Source organism: Glycocaulis sp., assembly GCF_050485565.1.
Taxonomy (GTDB): Bacteria; Pseudomonadota; Alphaproteobacteria; order Caulobacterales; family Maricaulaceae; genus Glycocaulis.
On the sequence record NZ_JBJHBQ010000007.1, the window covers coordinates 1 to 26,043 of the forward strand.

The window sequence follows — 26,043 nt, forward strand, 5'->3', positions numbered from 1 at the left end:
CATCTGCGCCGCGCCCGTGATCATGTTCTTCACATAGTCAGCGTGGCCAGGGCAGTCCACGTGCGCGTAGTGACGGTTGTCCGTCTCATACTCAACGTGGGCCGTCGAAATCGTGATCCCGCGAGCCTTCTCTTCGGGCGCGCCATCAATCTGGTCATACGCACGAAACTCGCCGAAATACTTCGTAATCGCCGCCGTCAGCGTCGTCTTGCCGTGGTCAACGTGACCAATCGTGCCAACGTTCACATGCGGCTTGTTACGCTCAAACTTTGCCTTGGCCATCGCGCCTTGTCCTCGTCGCAACTTGCTGGATAGGCAGGACTGGTGCGCCCTGCCGGGTTAACTGACGGGGCGGGATAGCGTCCGGATCGGGCTATGGCAAGGGGTTTGCGCGCCTCGGCATGAAAGAGGTTCAGGGCAGGAAGAGGAGGCTGGAGCGGGTGGACGGGATCGAACCGACATATTCAGCTTGGAAGGCTGACATTCTACCATTGAATTACACCCGCGCCGATGCGCGTGCCGCATCCTGTGATGCTAACGGCAGGCCGGAGCGAAGGCGAGAGAAAATCCCGCCAATCGTGCCTGTGGCCTGTCCAGCCAGAGCCCGCTTCGCGGCGGCCAAGGCTGGTGGAGGGGGCTGGATTCGAACCAGCGTACGCTTGCGCGGGCAGATTTACAGTCTGCTGGATTTAACCACTCTCCCACCCCTCCGGGTCGCCAGCTATCCGGGCGGACCGGCCGGGCCTTGCGATTGGGCCTTGTCAGAAACGCTCTTGCGCGGATGCGCCGGGCGTCCTAACGAGGCTGCCTCGTAAAGCCGGGACGCGACTTATACTTATGGCCCCTGACCAGCGCAACACCTCGAAACCGGCTTTCGCACACGCCCGTGCACAGGGCCGCGGGCCGGGGCGCAAACCCGCCCGCCAGCGCGGCGATGCCCTGCCCCCCGGCGAGGGGTGGATATGGGGACGCCACGCCGTACTGGCGGCCCTTGCCAACCCAAAACGGGCCCTGCTTTCCCTGCATGTCACGCGCAACAGCGCGAAAGATCTCGATGAGGCGATGCGCGCACGCATCGAAGCAAAGGTTGAAGACCCGGCTGACATCAGCGCACGCCTGCCGGACACCGCCGTGCATCAGGGTTTCGCGCTGAAGGCCAAGGCGCTGGACGCCGAACCCGTACAGGCCGTTCTGAACCCGACGCACGGGCTTCTGGTCGTGCTCGACCAGATCACCGATCCGCACAATGTCGGCGCGATCTTCCGCTCGGCTGCGGCTTTTGGTGCGCGCGCCGTCATCATGCAGGACCGCAAATCCCCGCCGCTCTTCGGCACGGTGTGCAAAAGCGCGGTGGGGTGCGCGGAAAAAGTCGGCCATGTGGAAGTCACCAATATCGCCGATACGCTGAAAAGCTTCCGCGATGAGGGGCGCTTCGTGATCGGGCTGGCAGGCGAAGCGGACATGGCGCTCGCAGCCGCCGTGCAGACCGGCGCGGACACGATGGGCCGCACGACCGGCCTCGTCATCGTACTGGGATCGGAAGACAAGGGGCTGCGCCCCCGCGTGGCCGATCATTGCGATGTGCTGGCGCGCATCCCGATGGGACCCAAGGCAGAGAGCCTGAATGTATCCAATGCCGCGGCGGTGGCACTCTATGAAGCCTCCCGGCACGATCCGAGAATCAATCCGGCCTGACGCCCTCGCCCTTCGAGACGGCCTTCGGCCTCCTCAGGGTGAGGGCTTTTCCCTCATGCTGAGGGCGAGCGTAGCGAAGCATCTCGAAGCACGGGGGAAAAGCGCATCCCCGCTTTACGCGGGCCCTCCCCTCGCGCAAAACTCCTAGCCATGACACAGCCCCACGCGCCGCGCAGCGAACTGCGCACCCATAGCGTCTTCAACCAGTCCGAACCGTTGAGCGGGATCAATCTGTTCAGCGCCGACCGCGTGTTGAGCGATGCCGTCAGCCGCAATGGCGGGGATGCCCACCGTGACCGTCTATCGGCCTTCGGCGCGCGGGTCGGCTCGGCAGAAGTGCAGGAATGGGGCCGTCAGGCCAACGAGAACCCGCCAAAGTTCAAGCCCTTTGACCGCTATGGCCACCGCATTGACGAGGTGGAATTTCACCCCGCCTATCACCAGCTGATGCGTGCGGGTCTGGAAGCGGGTGTCTCGGCAGCGGCCTGGAACACCGACACCGCGCCCCACACGCTGCATTCGGCCCTGCTCATGCTGATGGGGCATGCCGATGCGGGTGTGTGCTGCCCGATGTCGATGACCTATGCCTGCGTCCCGGCCCTGCGCCATGCCGGCTGGGCCGTAGACTGGATCAGCGGCGCAACGGCCAGCGCCTATGACCCGGCCATGAAGCCGATGAACGCCAAGGCGGGCCTGACCATCGGCATGGCGATGACCGAGAAGCAGGGCGGCTCGGATGTGCGCGCCAACGAGACCCGCGCGGTCAGCATTGGCGGGGACGAGGTGGAGCTTACGGGGCATAAATGGTTCTGCTCGGCGCCCATGAGCGATGGCTTCCTCACCCTTGCCTATGAGGGCGAGGGCGAAAGCGCTGCCCTCTCCTGCTTTCTGGTGCCGCGCTGGCGCCCGGACGGCACGCGCAATTCAATCGAGATTCAGCGCCTGAAGGACAAGCTCGGCGACCGTTCCAACGCATCCTCCGAGATTGAATATCACGGCGCCTATGCCCGCCGCGTGGGCGAGCCGGGACGCGGGGTGCGCACCATTATCGACATGGTCAACCACACGCGCCTGGATTGCCTGGCAGGGTCAGCGGGCCTCATTCGCACCGCGAGCTTTCACGCCATCTGGCACGCCGACCGCCGCGCTGCCTTCCAGCGCCGCCTGATCGACCAGCCATTGATGCGCGAAGTGCTGGCGGAGCTCGCCATGGAGGCCGAAGCGGCGATGGCGCTGGCTTTTCGTGTTGCCCGCGCCTTCGACACGATGGCCAGCAACCCGAACGAGGCGGCACTGGCGCGTATCCTCACCCCCATCGCCAAATACTGGATCTGCAAGCGCGCGCCCTACCTCGTCTATGAGGCGATGGAGGCCCATGGGGGGGCAGGCTTTGTGGAGGAATCCCCCCTGCCCCGCATGTTCCGCCAGAGCCCGCTGAACGCGATCTGGGAAGGGTCGGGCAATGTCATCGCCCTCGACACGCTGCGCGCCCTTTCCCGCGACCCTGAGAGCCGCGAGGCGCTGATCGCTCACCTTGCGCGGGGCAAGGGGCAGAATGCGGCGCTTGATGCCCTGATTGGCCGCATCGAGGAGTCACTGGCGGGCGGGATCGGAGAGGCCGATGCCCGCCGGTTCAGCGAGGAAGCGGCGCTGGCCCTGTCGGCCCTTGCCCTGATGGATGCCGGGCTGGATGCGGTATCAGATGCCTTCCTCGCCCGGCGCATAGCCAGCCAGTCCACAACGCTGGGCGCCGGCCACGGGCAGATCGACACCGAAAAACTGATTGAGCGCGGACGGCTGGCAGGATGAGCGATCAGAACTCGTCGCAAGGCGTACAATATCAACAGCGCATCGTCGCGTTTCTCGATATTCTTGGTTTTAGAGATTTGGTGATCAGATCGGAGAGCGATCAGAATGCGTTCAATAAAGTTATCGATTCTATAATAAAAATAAAGAGAATAGCTGACGTAAGGCCAACTGGATATGATTATCACGCTAGTACATTCTCCGACAACATCGCAATATCAGCAAAAATAGATGTAGAGTCTCTACACTATATATTTATATCTATCGAAGCCCTTACGACAAACCTGATGCAGATTGGATGTTTATGTCGAGGCAGTGTAGTCGTCGGGAATCTTGTTCACAATGAAAACATGGTGTTTGGGCGAGGTTTAGTCTCAGCTCATGATTTTGAGAATCGTTTAGCGAAGTACCCGCGAATTGTGCTCGATGACAATATCGTTGATATGGTACGACAACTTACTCCCGAAGACACACTTGGCGCCATGAAAAGAAAACTGTTTAGAGATTTCGATGGAATGTATTGCATGCACTATTTGAACGATCTAGCTGATATTGATATAAATATACCAATAAAAGAAAATCCGAAGCTGATCGTTGCCTACACAACTTCCTATTACATGAATAAATCAATTGAATCCTGCACTAGCGATCCAAGTGCCTTTGAAAAGTATAGATATTTTTCTGACTATTGGCGTGACGCTGTGGACTCACCTCAAGCCCTAAGCGGACGCGGTCTCATTCCTGAAATTTCTATCCCCCAAAGTTTGCTGGATCGCCGACGCCGTCCTTTTAAAACTGGAATTGACTGACGCCCATGATTCTCGCTGCGCTTATCCTGTACATCCTTGTCCAGCTTGGTATTGCCCTGTGGGCATCGCGCAAGATGAGCACGCATACCGACTATCTGGTGGCGGGCCGCAGGCTGGGCTTCTGGGCGGTCGGGATATCGGTGTTCGCCACCTGGTTTGGCGGCGAGACCATTATGGGCTCCACCGCCACCATCGCCGATGAGGGGCTGGGCGGCGCGCGCGCAGAGCCAGTGGGTTATGCCATCTGCCTGATCGTCGCGGCGCTGTTCGTGGCCGGGCAGTTGCGCGCAAAAGGCTATCTGACGCTTGCCGATTTCTTCCGGGACCGTTTCGGCCCGCGCGCGGAAATCGCCTCTGCCTGCGTCTCCATCCCCACCTCCATCATCTGGGCGGCGGCGCAATTGCTGGCGCTTGCCTCCATCATTGCGGTGGCCAGCGATTTGCCGGTGGAATGGGCGCTGGTGGGGGCCAGCCTGCTTGTCATCTGCTACACGCTGCTGGGCGGCCTGCTGGGCGATGTCGTGACCGACATTCTCCAGAGCGCGATCGTGCTGATTGGCCTCATCGTTCTCACCTTCGCCCTGTTCGGGCGTGCCGGCGGCTTTGACGAAGCCATGGCACTGATCGACCCGTCACAGCTCGTGCTGATTGCGCCGGGCGAAAGCTGGCTGGAGCGTCTTGATGCGTTCGCCATTCCGATTCTCGGCTCCATCGTCGCGCAGGAGATGATTGCGCGCTTTCTCGGCTCGAAATCGGCGAAAATCGCCGTGCGCGGCGGGCTGATGGCGGGCGGGCTCTATCTGGTGGTAGGCTTCTTCCCTGTCCTGTTCGGGCTTGTCGGCCCCGGCCTTGGCTTTGACCCGGCAGCGGGTGATCTCTTCCTGCCCAACCTTGCCATGGACCTGCTGCCGAGCGCCCTCTTTGTCGTGTTTGCCGGTGCGCTCTTCTCTGCCGTGCTGTCGACGGTGGACTCCGCACTTCTGGCCGTCTCCGGCCTGGCAACGGAAAACCTCTACAGCCGGGTGCGCACCAAAGCCTCGCCAGAGGAAAAACTGCTGGCCGCGCGCGGCTTTACCGTCGTGGCGGGCGTGATGGCTTATGTCGTCGCTACGACAGGCGAGACGATTTACGGGCTGGTAGAGCTGGCCTCGTCGCTGGGATCGGCGGGCCTTCTGGTCTCGCTGCTGATCGGGATACGCAGCCGGTTTGGCGGCGAATGGTCGGCGCTTGCCGCGCTGGCCAGCGGGCTCATGGCCATCTGGCTGGGTGATTTCGTATTCGAGATACCAGGCGCCTTCCTGTTCTCGATCCTCGCCGCGCTGGCAGGTTATGTACTCGTGGGACTGGCCAGCATGGCGATCCAGCGTCAGGCGCAAGCCTAGGGCCTGTACTCACAAAGGGTTTGGAGCGTGATATGCGCGAAAATCGTTCAATATCAGGAGCAGGCCCGATGAAAGGGTGCTCCCCTTTCGAGGGACTGCAACGCAAGAGTGGGCGATTTTCGCCATACTCCTGCGGAGCGCGGCGGATTTATCCCCTGACGGCGTCGAACCGTCCTTGTGGAGGGATGCTCCACGGCGGGCGTCTCTCCTTGTCAGCGGCCAAATCCGCTACGCGTCACGCCCGAAACCTTTATGAGGACAGGCCCTAAACAAACAGGGCATCCACACTCGCCTGGCCCGCATTCTGATCGGGATCAGTTTCGCCCGTCACATGGCCGTGGACCGCCGCACGCGCCGCCGCCAGCAGGGGCTCTGCCTCGCTGCGCGCCGCCTCCGCCGCGCCGGTAAGGTCGCCTTCGCGCACACGCTCCTGCAGGTCGGCAATGATATCGTCCAGCGCCGAGACCAGAGTCTCGAAATGGGCCCGCACGGCGCGCGGTGCCGCATGCCAGGCGGCGATCACCGTCTCGCGTCCGCTATAGCCGGTGCGCTCGAAATGGGCCTCATAACTGCACGGTTCCCAGCCCAGCACGTCTTCCGCGCAATCGGGCATGCCGGGCAGCATGTCCAGCAGCATCACCACTTCATTGAAATGGTTGAGATAGTCGGTCGCCAACCCCGTCTCGGGATGGATATTGGCGGCCCGGAGCGCATCGGGCGCCGGCATCTCGGCCGTCAAACTCATGGGCTAGGTGCCTGTCAGCTGGAAAACTTGAAGCACACACCCTGCCCGCTCATGCTTGATGAAGCGCTAATCGTCTGGATACGGCGCGAACCGGTCAGTCCACCACCGCGTCGGCCTCGATCTCCACCACGAAGGCGGGGTCCACGAAAGCCGCAACCCCGATCATGCTGGTGGCAGGCGGACAATCGGCGAACACCGCGCGGTGCGCTGCGCCAATCGCGTCCTGTGCTTCCGGCGTCATACCCACCACGAACATGCGCGTGCGCACCACGTCGGAGATTTTCGCGCCCGCCTCTTTCAACGCGCCTTCGATGATCTCCAGAGCGCGGGCGGCCTGCGCGCCGTGATCGCCCGGCGCATGAGGGCTGCCATCAGCATTGAGCGCCACCGTGCCTGTCACGAAAATCTGATTGCCCGCCCGCACGGCGCGGCAATAGCCATAGCGCGCCTCCCACGGTGCGCCGGTATGGATGCGGGTACGGGTCATGAAGGAGCCTCTCATTGTGTGTGCGCGTTGAACCGTTAGGCTGAGTCCACCGGAGCTACGAACTGGTACACCATGAAACTTCTGCGCAGCACGCTGTTTGAGATCACATACTGGCTTACCACGCTGTTCTTCGGTGCCATCTGCGCCATTCTGGCCATCATTCCCGGCAAACGCATGCTGGGCTACGGAATTTTCAGCTATGCGCGTGTGATTGCCTTCCTCCTGCGCTTCGTCGCCGGCATACGAATTGATCTGCGCGGCACGCAGCATTTGAGCCGCACCCCCAGCGTCCTCGCCGCCAAGCATCAAAGCTGGGGTGATCCGCTCATCATGGTGGCAACCATTCGGCCCCTGGCCTATGTCGCCGGGGATCATCTGGTGAAGTATCCCCTCGTCGGCTTCATCCTGAAGAAAACCGGCGCGGTGGTGCTGTCCAACGAAGGTGGAGCGGCGGCCCGCGCGCGCATTGATGAAGGCATGACGCGCCTGAAATCGGACAAGCGCCACGTCCTGATTTATCCCGAAGGCCATCTGTCAGCGCCGGGCGAAAAGCACCCTTACAAGAAGGGCGTGTTTCACCTGGCCCACGATCTGGGCCGCCCCGTCGTGCCGGTTGCCACCAGCCTCGGCCTCGCCTGGGACAGGAAGTCCTTCATCAAGCGTCCGCGCACGGTGGTTGTGGAATTCCTCGAACCGATAACACCAGGAGAAGACAAGGACGCCTTCATGCGCCACCTTGAAGAAACAATAGAAGGGCGCACAGCCGAGCTGATACGCGCCGCAAACGGGGAAGCATAGGCTTGGCGCATCGCCAATGCAGAAACATTACCAGATTTTAAGTCGAAATATCGCCTTGATTTCATATGGTGAAGCCTCCCCAACAATAAAAACACCGGAGGTCGATAATGAAATATTTCGCAATTGCACTGACGTCGGCAATCGCCCTTTCTTCAGCTGCATTGGCAAACCAGGAAGACGAGAGAAACCACCCTTCCGTCGAAGTATCATTCGTTTCGGATGGAACTGAACTTCACGGGACTCTATACAAACCTCATGGCGAAGGGCCATTCCCTGCCATCATCGCGTTCCACGGCTCAGGGTCCCCGGACCGTGACCTTCTTATGTACCGGCATCTGGCCGAAGTACTGACACCCCAAGGGGTTGCCGTGTTCCTGTACGACAGGCGGGACATTTCGATCCCGCCAGAAGAACGCACCAGTCTGGATTATCGCGTCCTGGCCGCGGACGGGGCTGCCGCAGCGCGGGCGATAGCCGCGCGGGACAGCATTGATGCAGAACGCGTGGGAGCCTGGGGCGTCAGCCAGGGAGGTTGGCTTGTGCCCATGGCCAATACGATCGCGCCGGAGGCGATCAACTTCCAGATTCTGGTCTCACCATCGGGTGAAGGGCCTGCTGGTCAGATGATGTATGCCACCGAACGGGGGCTTCGAGATGCCGGCCTTGATGAGGACACGATACAAGCGGCGCTGGAAGTACGCCGCACCATCTATGCTTATTTTCGTCACGAGATAACACGGGACGAAGCCCAGCAGGCGGTCGATACCATCAAGGACGAGCCCTGGTACGACATGATGTATATGGGCCGCGACGTGATCGCGGACCCCACATTGTCCGGCTGGTATCAGGAGATGCGTTTCGAGCCTCAGGAGTACTTCGAGCGGATCGATACGCCCGTAGCGCTGATATTCGCCGGAGATGATCCGCTGATTGATATTGATAGCAGCAAGGAGATTTTCCGCGCTGCGCTTGCCGAAGCGGGCAATAATGACTTCGAAATCCACCGCATCGCCGGCACAGGTCACACAATGCTGCTCAATGAAGCCGAACTGCTGGCTGACCCTGACAATATCACCCTTGAAGACTTCGCAAGCGGCTATGAGCAAGCCATGATCGGCTTCCTGGAACGCTTTGTCCTCAACCGGTAGGTGCCAAACCAGCCTGATGCTCGACGCTGCCGGTTCGTCTACTATTGATGCAGACAAAACCGGCAGCATGGGCCAGCCTGTGCAGAAGGTCTCCACAGGATGGGGACAAGGTTCGGCACGGGAGGGATAGCCGGATGAATTTCAGCGTCGCCCTGCACCTGCTGGTGCAGAAGAGATTCGGTCCGCTGGTGGCCGCGCAGGCACTGGGTGCCTTTAACGATAATCTGTTTCGTTTCGCCCTGGTAAATCTGGCGACCTTTCACGGGCTCACGATAATGGGCCTTGACCGGGAACTCATGGTCCCGGTTGCGGCCACTGCCCTCACCCTGCCCATCTTCCTGTTCTCCGCAGTCGCCGGTCAGGTCGCCGACCGCTATGACCGCGCCTGGATCATGCGCCGCACCAAGCTGGCGGAAGTCGTCCTCATGTTGGCGGCCTCGGTGGGCTTCTTCCTGAACAATGCGCTGCTTCTGGTGATCGTGCTCTTTTTCATGGGCATGCAATCGGCCTTCTTCGCGCCCGCGCGTAACGCGGCAATCCCGACCTTGCTGAAGGACAACGAGCTGGTTACCGGCAACGCCCTTGTGTGGGGCACACTGAACGTAGCCATTCTCGGCGGTGCCGGCCTCGCTGCCCTGTTTGTCATCAGTGACAACTCCGCATGGCTCCTTTCGGCCACCCTGGCGGGTGTGGCTCTGATCGGGTTCGCGGTCATGTGCCTGAACAGCCCCGCCCCGCCGGACGCCAAGGACGTGAAGATCAGCTGGAACATTATCGGCCAGACATTCCGGGTGATGAGCTTTGCGTTCAAGGCGCCGGACGTATTGCGCCCACTGCTGGGCGTATCCTGGTTCTGGATGCTGGCCGCATCGGTGGTGACGCTGATGCCGCTTTTCACGGCCGAAGTTCTGGGCGGGGACGAGACGGTCGGGTTCGCCTTCACCGGCCTGTTCACGATCGGCGCAGCGCTGGGAGCCATTCTTTGCGGCTTGTTCACGAAAGGCAAGGACGCTCTGGGCTTCACGATAGCTGGCGCGTTCGGGCTCGCCCTCTTCCCCGCCTTCGTAGCGTTCTACACGCTGGGCTGGACGGAACCGGACGAAGATGCGCTCCTCGGCGCGCAGGAGTTTCTGGCCGATGCCCGCAACTGGCCTGTTCTGGGCGGGCTGACCCTGTCAGCCATGAGCGCCGGGCTTTTCATGGTGCCGCTGCAGGCCATGGCACAACGGCGTGCCGACCCCGAGCTGCGCGGGCGTGTTCTGGCGGCGGGGGGCATTATGAACGCCGCCAGCGCCAGCCTTGGCCAGTTCACTCTGTTTGTCATCGGACTCCTGACGCTTCCGCTTCAGACAGCCTTTGCCTTCATCGCCATTGTTTCCGGACTCTTCGGCATGTTGGGCTTGTGGCGGCTGGCGAAACGCCGCAAATCGCAAGAGTAAAGCACACTCGCCAAACAGTGATCGGCACGCTAAGCGTTGGATTCATGGAGCTGATTCAAACCACCGATGCACTCGCCAATGCCTGCAAGGCACTGGGCAAGGACCGCTTTGTTGCGGTGGACACCGAATTCATGCGGGAGAGCACGTTCTGGCCGCAGCTATGCCTGATACAGGCGGCCGGTTCCAAGCACGAACTGCTCATCGACCCGCTGGCCGAGGGTATCGATCTGGCACCCTTCATGGAGATGCTGCGCCGGAAAGACACCGTGAAGGTGTTCCATGCCTGCCGTCAGGATCTGGAAATCTTCTTCCACAAGGGCGGGGAGCTGATCCCCGATCCGCTGTTCGACAGCCAGATTGCCGCCGCCGCCGTGGGTCTTGGCGATTCCATCTCCTACGACAATCTGGTGCGCGAGCTTCTCGGCGAGCAGATCGACAAGGGCTCGCGTTTCACCGACTGGTCACGCCGCCCGCTGTCTGACAAGCAGGCTGAGTACGCGCTCGCCGACGTCACCCATCTGCACAAGCTCTACCCCATCCTGCAGGAGAAGCTGGAGCAGTCGGGTAGAGAGGAATGGCTGAAGGAAGAGATGCGCCTTCTGACCAATCCGGACACCTACCGGATGGACCCGGAAAATGCCTGGAAACGGCTGAAACCCCGCAAGACCACCACCAAATGGCTTGCCGCCATGAAGGCGGCGGCGCGCTGGCGCGAGATCGAGGCGCAAACGCGCGACGTGCCGCGCAGCCGGGTGATGAAGGATGACGGCATATACGAGCTGGCCCAGTCTGCGCCGGTCTCGCAGGAGCAACTTGCCGCACTGCGCGCTGTGCCCAAAGGGTTTGAACGCTCCAAGCCTGCCGAGCGCCTGATCGAGATGATGCGCGAGGCGATGGCCGCGCCGGAAAAGCACGCGCCCAAGCTCGCCCGCCAGACCCATCTGCCCAACAATATCGGGCCGGTAGTGGAGCTGCTCAAAGTCTTCCTGCGGGTTGTTGCCGAGGAAGAGGGCGTTGCGCCCCGCCTGATCGCCACCGTGCCGGATCTCGAACAGATAGCCGCCAGCGACAAGGCCGACGTGCCTGCACTGACAGGCTGGCGCTACAAGGTGTTTGGCGAAGCGGCGCTGAAGCTCAAGCGCGGCGAGCTGGCGCTCATTCTGGAAAATGGCAAGGTCGTTGCGATAGAGCTGGAAGACTAGGCCGTACTGAGCACCGCTTTCAGCCCCAAAAGGCTTGCCAGCGTTTCAAAGCGTGAATAGGCGCGTTCGACCACCAGATCCTCGCGGCCTGCCTCCATGGCGAGCACAAGCTCATCGCTCGTGCGCGTGAGCGTAAAGAGTTTCAGCACCCCTGCCGAGCCGCCAGAAAGCGCCGCGCCCAGCCTGATGCCGTGGCCAAGCAGCAATGCAGCTTCCTCCTGCGTATCGTCCAGAAGACGCCGCGACGGGCAATCCTCCGGCCTTGACCGCTTTCCGGCATAACGATGATGCATGGTCAGCGCCAGAAAGGCCCGCTCCGGGTGCGAGATACCGCCAAAGGGCGCATAGAGCACTTCGGTCGCGGCCAGCTCTGCGCGGTGATCGGGATGCATGCGCGCGCCCAGCTGGGACAGGCGCGCCGCCGCCCCGCGCAGGACATGGTCTCGCTCGGCATCAAACACCGCAGCATTGGCCGCAAAAACAGGCTCCAGCCAGTCCGCCAGAGCCGGCCCGAACTCCGGATCGCTGGCAGCATGCCGGGCCATGGCTTCGGCCCCTGCCAGCAGCGGATCTGAGCGTTGCTCCAGCGCGGCGCTGCGGCTGAAGGCAACGCCCTCGCGAAGACCATTGGCCGAGAAGATTACCCGTTTGAACTTGCCGCGCTTGACGATGCGTTTGAGCAGCTGCGCGGCATAGGGCAGCACGGCTGCGCGCTTCTGGGAGACGCCCGGCGTGGCCGCCAGCGAAGCCTCGCTCTGGCCCATCGCAAAATCTGCTGCCCGCATAACCTGCTGGGCGCTCAGCGCATACTGGTGGAGCAGGATCAGCGGATAGCGGTCCAGCGCCATCGCCAGATTGGCAAATGCCCGCCATGCGCCGCCGACCGCATAGAAATCCGGCCCCGACCCGTCCAGCGCGCCAGCAGCGGCATCCAGCCCCTTATCGATCGCGCTACGAACGCGCCTGGCATTATCGGATCCGCCATTGAGAACCGATAAAGGCCCGAGCGGCAGGGAGAAGACCGGCCCGACCTCCCTGCCCGTCAGGCGCGCGATTTCCAGACTGGCCCCGCCAAGATCACCGGCCACACCATTGCCCGCCCCTATACCGGCAACAACACCAAGCGCCGAAAGCCGCCCCTCCTCTTCCCCGGACAGCACCTCGATTTTCAGCCCGGTCAGCTTTTCAGCCTCGGCCACGAATTGCGGGCCATCCGAGCACTCACGCACTGCCGCCGTTGCGACGGCATGACAGTCCGTGACGCCCTTGGCCTCCAGCAGGCTGGCAAAGCGGCGCAGCGTGACGAGCGCCGTTTTCACGCCATCAGGGTTCAGCGTGCCGCGCGAGGCCGCTCCCTTGCCAAGCCCCGCCATCGTCTTCTCGTTGAAGACCGGCCACAGCGCGCCATCCTCCAGCCGGTACCGGACGAGGCGCACCGAGTTGGACCCGATATCAATGACGGCGAGGTCCCGGCCCGCCGGGCCGGTTTTTTTGCCGACGCCCAGCCTCATGGACGCCGCGCCAGCTGCGGAACCGAAGGCGGCTGATCGTTGCGCAGCGCCTCGCCGCGCCCGGAGAGCGAGGGGTTGGTCATGAAATAATCATGGGCGCTGAAGGGCATGGAAATGCCTTGCGTGTTGACGCGCGTATAGCTGCCATCCGGGTTCATGTACCAGCTCTGCGCCTCGTCATTGAGATTGGCGACCATGATCTGGTCGAGCACCTGCCTGTGAACGGTCGGGTTGACCACCGGAAACAGTGTCTCGATGCGCCGGTCCAGATTGCGCGGCATCCAGTCCGCCGAGGACATCCACACCTCCGCCCTGGCAGACGGCATGATCTCGCCATTGGCAAAGCACACAATGCGCGAGTGCTCCAGAAACCGCCCGACGATCGACTTGACCCGGATATTGTCCGACAGGCCCGGCACGCCGGGGCGCAGACAGCAGATACCGCGCACGATCAGATCGACGCGTACCCCCGCCTGACTGGCCTCGTAAAGCGCATCGATGATCTCGGGGTGGACCACGGAATTCATCTTCGCCCAGACAGCGGCGGGCTTGCCTGCGCGGGCATTGTCCGCCTCTCGGCGGATTTTCTCCACCAGCAATTCCTTCATGCCCAGCGGCGAGATCGACAGGCGCTCCAGCCCCGTAGGACGGGCATAGCCGGTGACATAGTTGAAAATCCGGCCCGCATCGCGGCCAAAGGCCGGGTCAGCGGTAAACAGGGACAGGTCCGTATAGATGCGCGCCGTTATCGGGTGATAATTGCCGGTGCCGAAATGGGCATAGGTGCGCAAGGTGGAGCCTTCACGCCGCACCACCAGCGATATCTTGGCGTGGGTCTTGTACTCGACAAACCCGTAGACGACCTGCACGCCCGCGCGCTCCAGATCGCGCGCCCATTTCAGATTGGCTTCCTCATCAAAGCGGGCTTTGAGCTCCACCAGCGCGGTGACGTTCTTGCCCGCCTCTGCCGCCTCGATCAGCGCCGCCACGATGGGTGAGTTTTTCGACGTCCGGTAAAGCGTCTGCTTGATGGCCACGACATCAGGATCGTTCGCTGCCTGGCGCAGGAACTGCACCACCACGTCGAAACTCTCATAGGGGTGGTGGACGATCAGGTCCTTGGCACGAATAGCCGCAAAACAGTCCCCGCCATGATCCTTGATGCGTTCGGGAAAGCGCGGCTCATAGGGTTCAAACTTCAGCTCCGGCCGGTCATCAGGGATAAGCTGGGAGAGCTGGGCCAGCCCCAGATTGCCATCCACCAGCACCACATCACGAGATTCCGCGTGCAATTGCTGGATGATGAAACGGCGCAGCTCCTCCGGCATGGAGGCTTCCAGCTTCAGCCGGACCAGCACGCCGCGCCGGCGCTGCTTCAGGCGCGCCTCGAACTCGCGCACCAGATCTTCGGCCTCTTCCTCGATCTCGATATCGCTGTCGCGAATGATGCGGAACGCGCCCTTGCCGAGCAGCTCATAGCCGGGGAAGAGCGCATCCACGAAGACGATCAGCACGTCTTCCAGCGCGATATAGCGCCTGACGGGCCGGCCGCGCCGGTCCTTGCGTGTGCAGGGAATGTCCACGAACCGCTTCACCCCCGCAGGCAGCGGCAGGAGCGCGTTCATCACCTTGCCGTCACGCTGGCGTTTCAGCTTCAGCACGATGGCAAAGCCCAGATTGGGAATGAACGGAAACGGGTGCGCCGGATCAATGGCCAGCGGCGTGATGACAGGCAGTGTGTGAGCCAGAAAATCGTCGCGCAGCCACGCCCGCTCGGCGCGGGTAAGCTCGTCTGAGTTGAGAAGCTGCACGCCTTCCTTGCCCATCAGCACGCGCAATTCCTGCCAGTGCTCCTGCTGGGTGCTCATCAGCCGGGAAGCTGCCTCATTGATGCGCTCCAGCTGCTCGGTGACGGTCAGCCCGTCCTGACCCGCACGGTCCACGCCATTGCGCAGCTGCGCGCGCAGCCCCGCCACCCGCACCATGTAGAACTCATCAAGATTGCTGGCGGAGATCGACAGGAAGCGCAGACGCTCCAGCACGGGGTGCGCGGGGTTCTCCGCCTCCTCCAGCACACGCTGATTGAACTGAAGCCAGGACAGTTCCCGGTTCAAAAACCGTTCCGGCGACTGCATGAGATCGCCGCCGCTATCGTGACTGGACGGTTCGGCAGAGGCGCTGGCGGTCATGCCTTCCACATTATCGGTCATGGCCGCGCGCCGCTCTCCTGATCGGGGTTACTGTCTGCTGATAGTCCAGCCAGCACATCGCGCGCAAGCGAGCGCGTGACGCTGCTCTTGCCGGCCAGTGCCGCATTGTCGAGCCGTGCCACAAGTAGCCGGGCGAAATCCACCGAGCGCTCCATACGCGTCAGCAGATAATCGAGAACGCCCGCGCTGAGCGGTGTGCGGCGGTCCCGGAACAGCTTTTCGAGCACCTGACGCAGCAGGGCATCGTCGGGCTCATCCAGTACCGCAGCCTCCGCCGCGCTGAGCCGTGACGCCAGATCCGGCAAGCCAATCTGCCAGCTGCGCGGATGCAGCCTGCCGGTCAGCAGCACGCTGATCCCCGAATCGCCCGCCGCGCGGTTGAGCAGATGGAAAAGACCCAGCTCATCCAGGCCCTGATCGCCATCCTCAATCACCACGCTGGCACCGCGCTGGATCGCTTTGAGCGAGGCTGACACCTCCAGCCGGTCTATCCAGGCCGCGCCGGTACGCTGCTGCCACATATGCGCCAGATGGGTCTTGCCGGCTCCCGCCGGGCCAGTCAGCACCAGATGGCCCATCCGCCAGCGCGGCCAGCGATTTACCAGCGCCAGCGCAGCCGCATTGGCTTCGCTTACAGCAAAGCTCTCCGGGCGGTAATCCGGCTCAAGGGCGAGATCGAGGGCAAGCTGGGGAGTTGCCATAATGCTCTGTCAGTTGCGCGGGCGCGCTACCCAGCCAAGACCGCGCTCTTCCTCAAGCCGCGCTCCGCGCTGGGCCAGTTCACGCACCAGCTGATCGCGTTCGCCGCGATGGGTAATGGTCATCACCGCGCCTGTCGTCGTCACCGCGTCGAGCCTTGCATTGGAAATGAGTGATGCGCCGGTAATGGCCCGTTGCAGGGAGCGCCACTGCGCCATTGAGCTGTAGAGCACCGACACCGTGACCTCGCTGGCTTCGCCGCCGCGCACGACCACTTCGCGCTTCCAGGCCTCCTGGGCCGTCTGCACGATGCGCCGGGCGAGCTCGTTATACCCGCTCTGGCTGGCTGCTGATTCCATATTCGAAACCGCAGTGTCAGGGCCGGAAAAATCGTACACGGTGCCGCTGGCGCGGATAATTCCCTCGCCTTCACGCGCCGTGATGACCGCAACGCGTAAAACGCCATAAAGGGCGGCCAGCTCACGCAAGGCAAACTCATCGCCCGATTGCGCCGCCGATGCACTGATCACATTGCGTCCGACCGGAACGCTATCATCACCTTCGCCGGTCATCAGCGAGCCAAGACCGATATGGGGGGTCAGGGCGTTGGCGTGTACGCCAGAACGCCACGCCTCATACCAGCTGCCGCCCCACAGGCCCGCACTCCCATCACGCTCAATCACCGGAACGACCAGCGTGCGCGCAGCCTGCGATTCCACAAACGCGATATTCTGTCCGCGCAGATAGCTGCGCACCGCACGGGCATCAAAATTCACCGTCATGGTGGCGATATAGCGGTTGGCCGAGCGCCGCTCGCCAGCGACCTCCATGCCAGCCACCATTTCCTGCGCAGCATCGGCGGGGATGGATGTCAGCCCGGTATTGATACGGTCCTCACCCAGCGTCAGACGCTCCAGAAGCGCTTGTGCTGCCGCAATCTGCCCGGAGCGGAAGGCGGCTGCCTGCGCCTCTGTAGTCGTGCCTGCGCGTTCATCCACACCAATGCCTGACACGGTGAACACGTCCTGTGTGCTGGCGGGAGCGGCCAGAAACGCCACGCACAAAATGGCCGTAAGCAGTGCGCCAGTTGCGGCCCGCGTCCGGGGGATGAGATGGGTCATGGTGGCGATCCTGCCTGAAAATGAAGCGTTGATCCTGACTATACCCGCACTGGCCATCGCGTGAAGGGTTTGCAGGCTGTAGAGTCCCGATCTTCCAGCATAATACATCCGATCCGCCGCGTCGGGGTAAGTAACTCACCCCTGCCTGCAAACGCCTGATTTCACGCACCTGTTGTGACAGCGAAGCGGGGACAGGCGCGATTTACAGACCCGCCCTCTTGCCAAGTCGCCCCCCTTGCAGTTGTTTGCGCGCCATAATTGACCCCTTGCCGGAGCAATCAGCCGTGGCCAGCACCCCGCCCTCACAAGGTCTAACCTACGCCTCTGCCGGGGTGGATATCGATGCCGGTGACGCGCTGGTCGAAGCGATCAAGCCGCTGGCGAAATCCACCGCCCGGCCCGGCGCGGCGGCAGACCTTGGCGGGTTTGGCGGCGCGTTTGATCTCAAGGCCGCTGGCTTCAACGACCCGATTTTGGTCTCCGGCACGGACGGGGTGGGCACCAAGCTGCGCCTCGCCATCGATACCGGCGTTGTCGACACGGTCGGCATCGATCTCGTTGCCATGTGCGTCAATGACGTGCTGGCGCAGGGCGCTGAGCCTTTGTTCTTCCTCGACTATTTCGCCACCGGCAAGCTCGATCCGGCGCGCGGCGCGCAGATCGTCAAAGGTATTGCCGCAGGCTGCCGCCTTGCCGGATGCGCGCTTATTGGCGGGGAAACGGCCGAAATGCCGGGCATGTATGAGGGCGAGGATTTTGATCTCGCTGGCTTTGTCGTCGGCGCGGCCGAGCGTGGCAATCTCCTGCCCCGCGAAGCCGACATGGTGGCCGGTGATGTGCTGATCGGGCTCGCCTCCTCCGGCCCGCACTCCAACGGCTATTCGCTTGTGCGCCGCGTGATCGAGCACGCAGGTCTGAAATTCGACAGCGAAGCCCCCTTCGCGCCGGGCAAAAAACTCGGCGAAGCCCTGCTGGAGCCGACCCGCATCTATGTGAAATCCCTGATGCCATTGGTGCGCGCCGGGAAAATCAAAGGCCTCGCCCACATCACCGGCGGCGGGATCACCGAGAACACGCCGCGCATGCTCCCCGATCACCTTGGCTTTGAAGTCGATTACGACAGCTTTGAGCGCCCCGCCGTCTTCCGCTGGCTGGAAAGCGCGGGCGGGATCGCGGAAAGCGAAATGCGCCGCACCTTCAATTGCGGCATCGGCATGATCGCCGCTGTCGCCGCCGAAGACGCAGAAAATGTGCTCGCTGCTCTCAAAGACGCAGGCGAGACGGCCTCTGTCATCGGCCATCTGACCGCGAAATGATCGCGAAGACGCCGATTGCCGTCCTCATCTCCGGGCGCGGATCGAACCTGCAATGCCTGATCGATGCCTGCGCGGCGGACGACTACCCCGCCCGTATCGTCGCGGTCATCTCCAACCGGCCCGGCGCCTATGGGCTGGAGCGGGCGCGACAGGCGGGCATCTCGGCAATCGCCATCGACCACAAGGCCTTTGAGAGCCGCGAGAGCTTTGAAGCGGCACTCGACGCGGCCTTGCGCGAAGCGGGCGCAGAGTTCGTCTGCCTTGCCGGTTTCATGCGCATCCTGACGGAAGGCTTCGTCAACGCCTGGGAAGGGCGGATGATCAATATCCACCCGTCCCTGCTGCCGAAATTCAAGGGCGTGGACACCCATGCCCGCGCGATCGAGGCGGGCGAGAGCGAGCATGGCTGCACCGTCCACTGGGTCACGCCCGGCATGGATGAAGGCCCGACTATCGCTCAGGCGCGCGTGCCGGTCCTGCCCGGCGATACGCCGGAGACGCTCGCCGCGCGCGTGCTGGTGGAAGAGCACCGGCTCTATCCGGAAGCGCTGAAACTGGCTTTAGGAAAGGCGTAGAGCATCACTGATGACATCATCCTTGATGAGAGCCTGATAACCGAGCGCTTCGTGAAAGCGTCCGGGCCGGGCGGTCAGCACGTGAACAAGACCGCCAGCGCGGTCCAGTTGCGCTATGACGTCTATGCCAGCGCCCTAGATCCCGCCATCAAGCAGCGCCTCGTCCGCCTGGCGGGCAGCCGCATGACGCAGGACGGCGTGCTGATCCTGCATGTCGAAGATCACCGCTCACAGGAGCGCAATCGCGCAGAGGCCCGCGCCCGCCTGATACGCCTGATCCGGCAGGCCAGCCGCAAGCCCAAGCCGCGCATCAAGTCCCGCCCGTCTTTAAGCTCGATCAAGCGCCAGAAAGACGCCAAGGCGAAGAAGGGCCAGACCAAGGCGCTGCGGAAAAAGCCGGGGATCGATTAGGGGGCGGAGGTGTCCAGCGTTCATTACCGACCTGCCTTTAGCAGAGATGAGAGAAACGTTTGTCATCCTCCGGCCGAGCGTGAGCGAGGTCCGGGGGACCCATGCCTGCAAAGAACGATCATGCTCGAAGGCCAGAGGCATGGGTGGCCCGGACAAGCCGGGCCATGACAATGATGGGCCGCAGGTGGAAGCGCTCACCCCTCCAGCAATCTCGCGCCCGGCCCTTGGCTGGCCAACGCATCGCCCGGATTGCGCAAGGGGCAGTCCGTCATGGACAGGCACCCGCAGCCAATACAGCCCTCCAGCTCGTCTTTGAGCTGGGCGAGCGCAACGATACGCGCCTCCAGAGCGTCCCTCCACACCGCCGAGAGCTTCGCCCAGTCAGCCGCATTGGGCGTGCGCCGGGCCGGCAGGGCATCAAGCGCCGCCGCGATTTCCGCCAGCGGCACCCCTGCGCGCTGCGCCACGCGGATCACGGCGACCCGGCGCAATACATCGCGGCCATAGCGGCGCTGGTTTCCGCTCGTACGGCTGCTGGCGATCAGCCCTTTTGTCTCGTAAAAGTGCAGGCTGGAGACGCTGACCCCGGCGCGGGCGGCCAGTTCGCCAACGCTCAAGCCGCGCACCGGTCTGACCTTCTTCATGGACGACATGTCATTTGCCTTTGACCTCAACTTAAGTTGAGATTTTAGAACGCTTCGGGCCGACACGGCAAATCGTCCCTTTAACCCCGCCCGCCGGGGCTCGCCCACAAGGTTTTTTGATGTTCCGTTTTTTTGAATCCCGCATTGATCCCTTCCCCGCCACCGAGCCGGAAGCACCGCCCAAAACCCTTCTGGGCTTTGTGGCCCATTACACACGGCCCGTCTGGCCGTGGCTCATTACGCTATCGGTGCTGACGGCAATCCTTTCGGTGTTCGAGGTGGTATTCCTCGGCTTTCTCGGCACGCTGGTCGACTGGCTGGCGGCGGCTGACCGCGAGACATTGTTTGAAGAGCACGGGGCCGGCCTTATCGCCATGGCGGCCTTCATCCTGATCGGCTTTCCGCTGCTGGTGCTGTTCAACTCGCTCATCACCCACCAGACGATTTTCGGCAATTTCCCGATGCTCGCGCGCTGGCTGACCCACCGCTACATCCTTGGCCAGTCCATGAGCTTCTTTCAGGACGAGTTCGCCGGCCGGGTCAGCCAGAAGGTGATGCAGACCGCACTCGCCGTGCGCGAGACGGTGATGAAGGTGCTCGATATCTTCGTCTATGTGGCCGTCTATTTCGTGGGCGCGCTGGTACTGGTGGGCGGGGCCGAGCCCTTCCTGATGATCCCGCTCGTGCTGTGGCTCGCGGGCTATATCTGGCTGTTGGTCCACTTCATCCCGCGCCTGCGCGATATCTCCATGAAGCAGGCCGATGCCCGCGCGGAGATGACCGGCCGCGTGGTCGACAGCTACACCAACATCCAGACCATCAAGCTGTTTGCCCATGCCCGCCGCGAGGAAGGCTATGCCCGCGAGGCGATGAGCGGCTTCATGGGCACGGTCTACAAGCAGATGCGCCTCGTCACCGGGCTCTACACGCTGCTGCAGACCCTCAATGCGGTGCTGCTGGTGGCCGTGACAGCCTCCACCATCATCGCCTGGCAGATGGGTCTGGTGGGTCTTGGCGTGGTCGCCGTCGCGGTCGCCATCGTCATGCGGATCCGGGCGATGTCGGACTGGATCCTATGGGAGACGGCCGGGCTGTTTGAAGCCGTCGGCACCATACAGGACGGCATCAACACCATCGCGCAGGAACAGGCGATTCGCGACGTGCCGGACGCGAAACCGCTTGTCGTCTCGCAAGGCGCGATCCGCTTTGAGAACATCGCCTTCCACTATGGCAAGGAGAGCGGCGTCATAGAGGGGCTGAACCTCAACATCGCGCCGGGCGAGAAGGTGGGGCTTGTGGGCCGCTCAGGGGTGGGCAAGTCCACACTCGTCAACCTGCTCCTGCGCTTTTACGAGCTGGAGGGCGGACGCATCACCATCGACGGGCAGGATATCTCGCAGGTCACGCAGGATTCCCTGCGCCGCCAGATCGGCATGGTGACGCAGGACACCTCGCTTCTGCACCGCTCCATAAGGGACAATATCGCCTATGGCTCGGCCGATGCCGATGATGCGGCCGTGATGGAGGCGGCCCGCCGGGCGCAGGCCGACGCCTTCATCCCGGACCTTTCCGACATTGATGGGCGCACCGGCTATGACGCCCATGTCGGCGAGCGGGGCGTGAAGCTCTCCGGCGGCCAGCGCCAGCGCATCGCGATTGCGCGCATATTGCTCAAGAACGCGCCAATCCTTGTGCTGGACGAGGCCACCTCGGCGCTCGATTCCGAGATCGAAGCCGCCATTCAGGAACAGCTCTACCAGCTGATGGAGGGCAAGACCGTCATCGCCATCGCGCACCGTCTCTCCACCATCGCCATGCTGGACCGGCTGGTGGTGATGGAGGAGGGCCGCATCATCGAACAGGGCAGCCATGACGAGTTGTTGGCGAGAAACGGCGTCTACGCCCAGCTCTGGAAACGCCAGTCGGGCGGCTTCCTCAATGTGGATGCGGACTGGGCGGTGGCGGCGAAGTAGGAGAACGGACAAAAAAGCCCGGCATCGCTGCCGGGCTTCTTTCAGTCCTGCCGGGGCGAGAGCCAGATGGCGCTCTCGGCGAAATCGACAATCAGGTAAAACCGTGTCAACAGGCCCAGCCCGATATTGGCGCTGCCCGCCTCGCTCTCGCGGGGATCGATCTCTGCCTCCACCATATCGAATACAGCGCCGGCCACGTCCACGCTGCGCACTTCCAGCACGCGCCGGTCAACGGCCCCGCCAATGCCACCGCCAGAGCGGAGTGTCTCCGCCCGACCGTCAAGCAGGCCAACAGCCTCCGCGGCAGTGGCGTCGAGCAGCAGCGCGCCTCTGTTTCCGGTATCGAAATCAGCCAGAACCGTCTGACCCTCGATAGTGATCTCGAACGCCATGATGCCGTCGCGGGACACCAGGGCGCGGCGTGCCCCGTCCGGCTCCCCGGCCCGGTCCATCCGGCACACCTGGCCCGCATCGAAATCAATGGCGAGGCGGGAGGCGTCGAACACTTCCCGGCCGAGTATCGCAGGGACCGGACGCCCGATAAGGCGCTGTGAAATATCCGACAGGTCCATGACGGCAATGACGGAGTCAGCCAGCTCGAGCCCCGCCGCGCCGATAGTGACGCCCTGCACCAGACCGGCGCTTACGGTTGCCGCGCCGGTGCCACGGGCCTCTACGTTTTCTGCTTCACCGTGGACGGCGCGCGCGGCAAAGGCGAGATCGACGACAGTGATTTCCGAGCCGGAATCAAACAGCGCCTCTGTGGCAACGCCATTGATTGTGATGTCCGTCCAGACCCGGCCGTCAAGGACGCGCAGATCGCTGCACGTCCCGGCGGAGAGCTGGAGGGAAAGGCCGAGTACAAATGCGGTAAACATGGCGATCCGCCTTTCCCTTTATGTGGCAGCCAGCTACCCCACCAGCTCCAGTCCGGCGAAGAAATAGGCAATTTCCTCGGCGGCCGTTTCCGGGGCGTCGGAGCCGTGTACCGAATTTGCTTCGATGGATTCGGCAAACACCTTGCGGATCGTGCCTTCATCGGCATTGGCCGGGTTGGTGGCGCCCATGACGGTGCGGTATTTGGCAATCGCGTCTTCGCCCTCGAGCACTTGCACGACGACCGGGCCGGAGGTCATGAAGGACACCAGATCGTTGAAGAAGGGGCGTTCGCGGTGCACGCCGTAGAAGGTCTCGGCCTGCGCTTTCGTCATGTGGATGCGCTTCTGGGCGATGATGCGAAGGCCCGCATCCTCGATCAGGGCGTTGATCTTGCCGGTGAGGTTTCGCTTGGTCGCGTCGGGCTTGATGATGGAGAAGGTGCGTTGCAGCGCCATGGTTTTGATGTCCCTTGAATGAAAGCTGGGGAGGTGAGGTTTGGCGCGGCTTATAGCGGCGCTTTTACCTGCCAGCAAGCCGTGCTACGCGGCGCTTCATGCTGCATATCAACGACCTCACCTACCGCATTGAAGGGCGCATCCTGTTTGATCAGGCCACGCTCTTCCTGCCGGCCAAAACCAAGATGGGCCTTGTCGGGCGCAATGGCACCGGCAAGTCGACCTTGCTGCGCCTGATACGCGGCGAGGTGAGCCCGGAGAGCGGCGATATCCGCATCCAGCCGGGCATGCGCATGGGAAGCGTGGAGCAGGAAGCGCCGGGCGGTCCGGTCTCCATTATCGATTTTGTACTCGCCGCCGATACCGAACGCGCAAGCCTGCTGGAAGAGGCTGAAACCGCCACCGACCCCACCCGCATTGCCGATATCCAGACCCGGCTGGCCGATATCGACGCGCATTCAGCCGAGGCGCGCGCCGGCGCGATCCTGCACGGGCTGGGCTTCTCCAACGAGGAGCAGCAGCGCCCCTGCTCGGCCTTCTCCGGTGGCTGGCGCATGCGTGCCGCGCTCGCTGCGACGCTCTTTGCCCGGCCCGACCTTCTGCTGCTGGACGAGCCGACCAACTATCTGGATCTGGAAGGCGCGGTGTGGCTGGAAAACTATCTGCAGAAATTTCCCGGCTCGGTGCTGCTGATTTCGCACGACCGGGGGCTTTTGAATGCCTCCATCGATATGATCGCGCACCTGAAAGATGCCCGGCTCACCGTCTGGGATGGCGGCTACGACCAGTTTGAAAAGCAGCTTGCCGAGCGCCAGCGCCTGACCATGAAGCTGGTTGAAAAGCAGGAGGATGAGCGCCGCCGCCTGCAAGCCTTTGTCGACCGATTCAAGGCCAAGGCCACAAAGGCCAAACAGGCCCAGTCGCGCGTGAAGCGGCTGGAGAAAATGCAGCCCGTGGCCACTTCGGTGGCCGATCCGGTGGCCCCTTTCGACCTGCCGATTGCCCCGCGCCGCATGGCCAACCCGCTGGTGCGCCTGGACGGCGCGGCGACCGGCTATGATGAGGATACGATCATCCTCAGGAACATGGATCTGCGCATCGATGTCGATGACCGGATCGGCCTTCTGGGCCGCAATGGCGCGGGCAAATCCACCTTCGCCAAGCTGCTGACCGGGCAGATACCGGTGCTCGCTGGCGCCATGCGCATGCACAAAAAGCTGGGAATCGCCCATTTCGCGCAGCACCAGATCGACGCGCTGCATCCGGACACCTCTGCCTACCAGCACATTCTCGAACTGATGCCGGATGCGACCGAGGCCCAACGCCGCGCGCGCCTTGCCCGTTTCGGCCTGCCCGGCGACCGCCAGGAAACCCCCGCCAAAGACCTTTCAGGCGGGGAGAAGGCGCGCCTTTTGATGAACCTCATCAGCTTTCACGGCGCGCATCTTCTGATTCTCGACGAACCGACGAACCATCTCGACATGGATAGCCGCGCCGCTTTGATGGATGCGCTCAACGCCTATGAGGGCGCCGTCATCCTGATCAGCCATGACCGCCATCTGATCGAGGCGTGCGTCGACCGGCTGTGGATTGCCGAAGGCGGCACGGTGAAGCCCTATGAGGGCGATATGGACGAGTACCGCAAGCAATTGCTGCGCCCTGATACGGACGCCAGTGCACGCGGGAAAGCCAAACCCGACGCCAAGCTGGAGCGCCGCCGCGATGCCGCCGAAGCGCGCTCAAAGCTCAAACCGCTCAAAGCCGAGGCGGACAAATGGGAGCGCGAGGCGGAGCGCCTCAAGGGCGTGCTTGCCACCATCGACAAGGGGTTGGCCGTGCCGGGCCTGTGGGAGAAAGACCCGAACCTTGCCGCCGAGCTGACAAAGAAACGCGCCCGCGCCGAAGAGCTGATCGACGCGGCCGAGATGAAATGGCTGGAAGCCGACGAAGCCTACGAACAGGCCCGCGAGGCGGCTGGGGTTTAGGTGCCTACCCGCAGGCAACGCGCTCCACGCGGCCATCATCGCCAATGACAACATTCATCCGGTCCGGCCGGTAATCCATCGTCACGGCATCGCCCCGCCCATACATGCGGTAGGGAACGGGCAGGGTCGAGGTATCGACCTCGTCACGCAGCTGGCCGACAAGCAGCTGGAACTGCTGGGCAGGACACTCGCGCCCCTCGGAGAGGTCAACCACATCATTCTCGGTCGTACCATCGGCGGTAGCGCAGGCGGCCAGCATGGCCAGCGAAGCAAAGGCGGCGGCGTATCGGATCATCCCTGTTTCTCCCAGCGTCCCTGATCGGACTGTTTCCAGTAGGATACCGTCGTTCCCGACTTTTTCATGGCGGACCACAAAGACCGCGCGCCCTGCTTGGCCGCGTCATCGCTGTCCTCGAACAGCACGATAACGCGATTCCACTCCTCAAGGTTGCCCGGATCAACGCCGCCAAGACAGAACAGCATGTCTGCCTGGTTCACATTGCGGGTTTCGGTGGAGATCAGCACCGGCTGGCGCGGCGCATGGGGCTCGTTATCGCGCCCGTGCGGCAGGAAGCTTTCATCACGAAATGTCCAGAGCTGCGTGTCCAGACTGGCGGCCGTTTCGTCATCGGGCGCGACCACAAGCGCACGCGAGCCGCGCTCCAGCACCTTTTGGAGCAGGCCGGGCAGGACATCGCCCACACCGGCCTTCTCCAGATGATAGAACCAGAGCTCGGCCATTAGCGCGCGCTA

Annotated in this window: 25 protein-coding genes and 2 tRNA genes; 13 read left to right on the plus strand and 14 right to left on the minus strand. The window is 62.7% G+C overall.

Annotated features, from left to right (window positions below):
- The 3 genes from ACQ5ID_RS08855 to ACQ5ID_RS08865 all read right to left on the minus strand — a co-directional run.
- The coding region (locus ACQ5ID_RS08855) for a GTP-binding protein (protein WP_429912089.1) at positions 1-282 on the minus strand (282 nt) is incomplete at its 3' end.
- A gap of 150 nt (positions 283-432) precedes the next feature.
- A tRNA-Gly gene (locus tag ACQ5ID_RS08860) sits at positions 433-506 on the minus strand.
- A 119-nt stretch (positions 507-625) separates the two neighbouring features.
- Positions 626-711 (minus strand) — tRNA-Tyr (locus ACQ5ID_RS08865).
- A 126-nt stretch (positions 712-837) separates the two neighbouring features.
- Between ACQ5ID_RS08865 and rlmB the strand changes: the two genes are divergently transcribed.
- The 4 genes from rlmB to ACQ5ID_RS08885 all read left to right on the plus strand — a co-directional run bounded on the left by rlmB (position 838) and on the right by ACQ5ID_RS08885 (position 5,692).
- Positions 838-1,695, plus strand: coding sequence for a 23S rRNA (guanosine(2251)-2'-O)-methyltransferase RlmB (gene rlmB / locus ACQ5ID_RS08870; RefSeq protein ID WP_429912090.1), 858 nt, complete (start codon positions 838-840; stop codon positions 1,693-1,695).
- A gap of 150 nt (positions 1,696-1,845) precedes the next feature.
- On the plus strand, positions 1,846-3,504 hold the full coding sequence (locus ACQ5ID_RS08875; protein ID WP_429912091.1) for an acyl-CoA dehydrogenase family protein: 1,659 nt from the start codon (positions 1,846-1,848) through the stop codon (positions 3,502-3,504).
- Positions 3,501-4,310 (plus strand): hypothetical protein, encoded by an 810-nt coding sequence (locus ACQ5ID_RS08880; protein ID WP_429912092.1) that lies wholly within the window; start codon positions 3,501-3,503, stop codon positions 4,308-4,310. The genes ACQ5ID_RS08875 and ACQ5ID_RS08880 overlap by 4 nt, the downstream gene beginning before the upstream one ends.
- A gap of 5 nt (positions 4,311-4,315) precedes the next feature.
- Positions 4,316-5,692, plus strand: coding sequence for a sodium:solute symporter family protein (locus ACQ5ID_RS08885; protein WP_429912093.1), 1,377 nt, complete (start codon positions 4,316-4,318; stop codon positions 5,690-5,692).
- Between the two features lie 265 nt (positions 5,693-5,957).
- Here ACQ5ID_RS08885 and ACQ5ID_RS08890 read toward each other — a convergent pair whose 3' ends face one another.
- Together ACQ5ID_RS08890 and ACQ5ID_RS08895 are read right to left on the minus strand one after the other, a co-directional pair.
- Positions 5,958-6,437, minus strand: coding sequence for a hypothetical protein (locus ACQ5ID_RS08890; RefSeq protein WP_429912094.1), 480 nt, complete (start codon positions 6,435-6,437; stop codon positions 5,958-5,960).
- 94 nt (positions 6,438-6,531) lie between these two features.
- On the minus strand, positions 6,532-6,924 hold the full coding sequence (locus ACQ5ID_RS08895; protein WP_429912095.1) for a RidA family protein: 393 nt from the start codon (positions 6,922-6,924) through the stop codon (positions 6,532-6,534).
- A 72-nt stretch (positions 6,925-6,996) separates the two neighbouring features.
- Between ACQ5ID_RS08895 and ACQ5ID_RS08900 the strand changes: the two genes are divergently transcribed.
- The 4 genes from ACQ5ID_RS08900 to rnd all read left to right on the plus strand — a co-directional run bounded on the left by ACQ5ID_RS08900 (position 6,997) and on the right by rnd (position 11,511).
- Positions 6,997-7,722 (plus strand): lysophospholipid acyltransferase family protein, encoded by a 726-nt coding sequence (locus ACQ5ID_RS08900; RefSeq protein WP_429912096.1) that lies wholly within the window; start codon positions 6,997-6,999, stop codon positions 7,720-7,722.
- A gap of 107 nt (positions 7,723-7,829) precedes the next feature.
- Complete coding sequence (locus ACQ5ID_RS08905) at positions 7,830-8,870, plus strand: alpha/beta hydrolase family protein (RefSeq protein ID WP_429912097.1); 1,041 nt, start codon at positions 7,830-7,832, stop codon at positions 8,868-8,870.
- Between the two features lie 134 nt (positions 8,871-9,004).
- Entirely contained in the window at positions 9,005-10,309 is a 1,305-nt protein-coding gene (locus tag ACQ5ID_RS08910; protein WP_429912098.1) for an MFS transporter, read from the plus strand.
- 44 nt (positions 10,310-10,353) lie between these two features.
- Entirely contained in the window at positions 10,354-11,511 is a 1,158-nt protein-coding gene (gene rnd, locus ACQ5ID_RS08915) for a ribonuclease D (protein WP_429912099.1), read from the plus strand.
- On the opposite strand, the gene ACQ5ID_RS08920 is transcribed toward rnd, so the two are convergent.
- Genes ACQ5ID_RS08920 through ACQ5ID_RS08935 form a run of 4 tightly spaced genes read right to left on the minus strand, consistent with a single transcriptional unit; the run spans position 11,508 to position 17,052 of the window.
- Positions 11,508-13,022, minus strand: a complete 1,515-nt coding sequence (locus ACQ5ID_RS08920) for a Ppx/GppA family phosphatase (RefSeq protein WP_429912100.1) — start codon at positions 13,020-13,022, stop codon at positions 11,508-11,510. The two genes, rnd and ACQ5ID_RS08920, sit on opposite strands and share 4 nt — an antisense overlap.
- Entirely contained in the window at positions 13,019-15,232 is a 2,214-nt protein-coding gene (locus ACQ5ID_RS08925; RefSeq protein ID WP_429912101.1) for an RNA degradosome polyphosphate kinase, read from the minus strand. Before ACQ5ID_RS08925 ends, ACQ5ID_RS08920 begins: the two co-directional genes overlap by 4 nt.
- Positions 15,229-15,933: a hypothetical protein gene (locus tag ACQ5ID_RS08930; protein ID WP_429912102.1), complete on the minus strand. Its 705-nt coding sequence runs from the start codon at positions 15,931-15,933 to the stop codon at positions 15,229-15,231. Before ACQ5ID_RS08930 ends, ACQ5ID_RS08925 begins: the two co-directional genes overlap by 4 nt.
- Positions 15,934-15,942: 9 nt before the next feature.
- Positions 15,943-17,052 carry a DUF2066 domain-containing protein gene (locus ACQ5ID_RS08935; protein WP_429912103.1) on the minus strand — a complete coding sequence of 370 codons (1,110 nt, stop codon included), beginning with the start codon at positions 17,050-17,052 and terminating at the stop codon, positions 15,943-15,945.
- A gap of 284 nt (positions 17,053-17,336) precedes the next feature.
- Here ACQ5ID_RS08935 and purM point away from each other — a divergent pair, with 284 nt between their 5' ends.
- The 3 genes from purM to arfB are packed head-to-tail and all read left to right on the plus strand — an operon-like array spanning position 17,337 to position 19,354.
- Positions 17,337-18,368, plus strand: coding sequence for a phosphoribosylformylglycinamidine cyclo-ligase (gene purM / locus ACQ5ID_RS08940; protein WP_429912104.1), 1,032 nt, complete (start codon positions 17,337-17,339; stop codon positions 18,366-18,368).
- Complete coding sequence (gene purN, locus ACQ5ID_RS08945; RefSeq protein ID WP_429912105.1) at positions 18,365-18,943, plus strand: phosphoribosylglycinamide formyltransferase; 579 nt, start codon at positions 18,365-18,367, stop codon at positions 18,941-18,943. The genes purM and purN overlap by 4 nt, the downstream gene beginning before the upstream one ends.
- 15 nt (positions 18,944-18,958) lie before the next feature.
- Positions 18,959-19,354 (plus strand): alternative ribosome rescue aminoacyl-tRNA hydrolase ArfB, encoded by a 396-nt coding sequence (gene arfB, locus ACQ5ID_RS08950; RefSeq protein ID WP_429912282.1) that lies wholly within the window; start codon positions 18,959-18,961, stop codon positions 19,352-19,354.
- 194 nt (positions 19,355-19,548) lie between these two features.
- Here arfB and soxR read toward each other — a convergent pair whose 3' ends face one another.
- Complete coding sequence (soxR, locus tag ACQ5ID_RS08955) at positions 19,549-19,998, minus strand: redox-sensitive transcriptional activator SoxR (protein ID WP_429912106.1); 450 nt, start codon at positions 19,996-19,998, stop codon at positions 19,549-19,551.
- Between the two features lie 119 nt (positions 19,999-20,117).
- On the opposite strand from soxR, the gene ACQ5ID_RS08960 reads away from it, so the two are divergent.
- A complete protein-coding gene (locus tag ACQ5ID_RS08960; protein WP_429912107.1) occupies positions 20,118-21,971 on the plus strand; it encodes an ABC transporter ATP-binding protein in 1,854 nt (617 codons plus the stop codon).
- Between the two features lie 41 nt (positions 21,972-22,012).
- Here ACQ5ID_RS08960 and ACQ5ID_RS08965 read toward each other — a convergent pair whose 3' ends face one another.
- A complete protein-coding gene (locus ACQ5ID_RS08965) occupies positions 22,013-22,849 on the minus strand; it encodes a pepsin/retropepsin-like aspartic protease family protein (protein ID WP_429912108.1) in 837 nt (278 codons plus the stop codon).
- A gap of 33 nt (positions 22,850-22,882) precedes the next feature.
- The gene (gene ndk / locus ACQ5ID_RS08970; RefSeq protein ID WP_036511959.1) at positions 22,883-23,305 is read right to left on the minus strand and encodes a nucleoside-diphosphate kinase; all 423 of its coding nucleotides are present in this window, start codon (positions 23,303-23,305) and stop codon (positions 22,883-22,885) included.
- A gap of 98 nt (positions 23,306-23,403) precedes the next feature.
- Between ndk and ACQ5ID_RS08975 the strand changes: the two genes are divergently transcribed.
- Positions 23,404-25,290 (plus strand): ABC-F family ATP-binding cassette domain-containing protein, encoded by a 1,887-nt coding sequence (locus ACQ5ID_RS08975; protein ID WP_429912109.1) that lies wholly within the window; start codon positions 23,404-23,406, stop codon positions 25,288-25,290.
- Between the two features lie 4 nt (positions 25,291-25,294).
- Here ACQ5ID_RS08975 and ACQ5ID_RS08980 read toward each other — a convergent pair whose 3' ends face one another.
- On the minus strand, positions 25,295-25,585 hold the full coding sequence (locus ACQ5ID_RS08980) for an I78 family peptidase inhibitor (RefSeq protein WP_429912110.1): 291 nt from the start codon (positions 25,583-25,585) through the stop codon (positions 25,295-25,297).
- Positions 25,582-26,031 (minus strand): DNA polymerase III subunit chi, encoded by a 450-nt coding sequence (locus ACQ5ID_RS08985; protein ID WP_371393784.1) that lies wholly within the window; start codon positions 26,029-26,031, stop codon positions 25,582-25,584. Before ACQ5ID_RS08985 ends, ACQ5ID_RS08980 begins: the two co-directional genes overlap by 4 nt.
- Positions 26,032-26,043: the final 12 nt, after the last annotated feature.

Bases quoted from the DNA above. Each gene is read 5' to 3' on its own strand.
- ACQ5ID_RS08880 (WP_429912092.1), top strand. From the start codon at position 3,501: ATGAGCGATCAGAACTCGTCGCAAGGCGTACAATATCAACAGCGCATC.
- ACQ5ID_RS08890 (WP_429912094.1), bottom strand. From the start codon at position 6,437: ATGAGTTTGACGGCCGAGATGCCGGCGCCCGATGCGCTCCGGGCCGCC.
- ACQ5ID_RS08930 (WP_429912102.1), bottom strand. From the start codon at position 15,933: ATGGCAACTCCCCAGCTTGCCCTCGATCTCGCCCTTGAGCCGGATTAC.
- ACQ5ID_RS08920 (WP_429912100.1), bottom strand. From the start codon at position 13,022: ATGAGGCTGGGCGTCGGCAAAAAAACCGGCCCGGCGGGCCGGGACCTC.
- soxR (WP_429912106.1), bottom strand. From the start codon at position 19,998: ATGAAGAAGGTCAGACCGGTGCGCGGCTTGAGCGTTGGCGAACTGGCC.
- ACQ5ID_RS08985 (WP_371393784.1), bottom strand. From the start codon at position 26,031: ATGGCCGAGCTCTGGTTCTATCATCTGGAGAAGGCCGGTGTGGGCGAT.
- ndk (WP_036511959.1), bottom strand. From the start codon at position 23,305: ATGGCGCTGCAACGCACCTTCTCCATCATCAAGCCCGACGCGACCAAG.
- purN (WP_429912105.1), top strand. From the start codon at position 18,365: ATGATCGCGAAGACGCCGATTGCCGTCCTCATCTCCGGGCGCGGATCG.
- ACQ5ID_RS08935 (WP_429912103.1), bottom strand. From the start codon at position 17,052: ATGACCCATCTCATCCCCCGGACGCGGGCCGCAACTGGCGCACTGCTT.
- rnd (WP_429912099.1), top strand. From the start codon at position 10,354: ATGGAGCTGATTCAAACCACCGATGCACTCGCCAATGCCTGCAAGGCA.
- ACQ5ID_RS08900 (WP_429912096.1), top strand. From the start codon at position 6,997: ATGAAACTTCTGCGCAGCACGCTGTTTGAGATCACATACTGGCTTACC.
- rlmB (WP_429912090.1), top strand. From the start codon at position 838: ATGGCCCCTGACCAGCGCAACACCTCGAAACCGGCTTTCGCACACGCC.
- ACQ5ID_RS08895 (WP_429912095.1), bottom strand. From the start codon at position 6,924: ATGACCCGTACCCGCATCCATACCGGCGCACCGTGGGAGGCGCGCTAT.
- ACQ5ID_RS08925 (WP_429912101.1), bottom strand. From the start codon at position 15,232: ATGACCGATAATGTGGAAGGCATGACCGCCAGCGCCTCTGCCGAACCG.
- ACQ5ID_RS08885 (WP_429912093.1), top strand. From the start codon at position 4,316: ATGATTCTCGCTGCGCTTATCCTGTACATCCTTGTCCAGCTTGGTATT.
- ACQ5ID_RS08980 (WP_429912110.1), bottom strand. From the start codon at position 25,585: ATGATCCGATACGCCGCCGCCTTTGCTTCGCTGGCCATGCTGGCCGCC.
- ACQ5ID_RS08905 (WP_429912097.1), top strand. From the start codon at position 7,830: ATGAAATATTTCGCAATTGCACTGACGTCGGCAATCGCCCTTTCTTCA.
- ACQ5ID_RS08965 (WP_429912108.1), bottom strand. From the start codon at position 22,849: ATGTTTACCGCATTTGTACTCGGCCTTTCCCTCCAGCTCTCCGCCGGG.
- ACQ5ID_RS08875 (WP_429912091.1), top strand. From the start codon at position 1,846: ATGACACAGCCCCACGCGCCGCGCAGCGAACTGCGCACCCATAGCGTC.
- ACQ5ID_RS08960 (WP_429912107.1), top strand. From the start codon at position 20,118: ATGTTCCGTTTTTTTGAATCCCGCATTGATCCCTTCCCCGCCACCGAG.
- ACQ5ID_RS08975 (WP_429912109.1), top strand. From the start codon at position 23,404: ATGCTGCATATCAACGACCTCACCTACCGCATTGAAGGGCGCATCCTG.
- ACQ5ID_RS08910 (WP_429912098.1), top strand. From the start codon at position 9,005: ATGAATTTCAGCGTCGCCCTGCACCTGCTGGTGCAGAAGAGATTCGGT.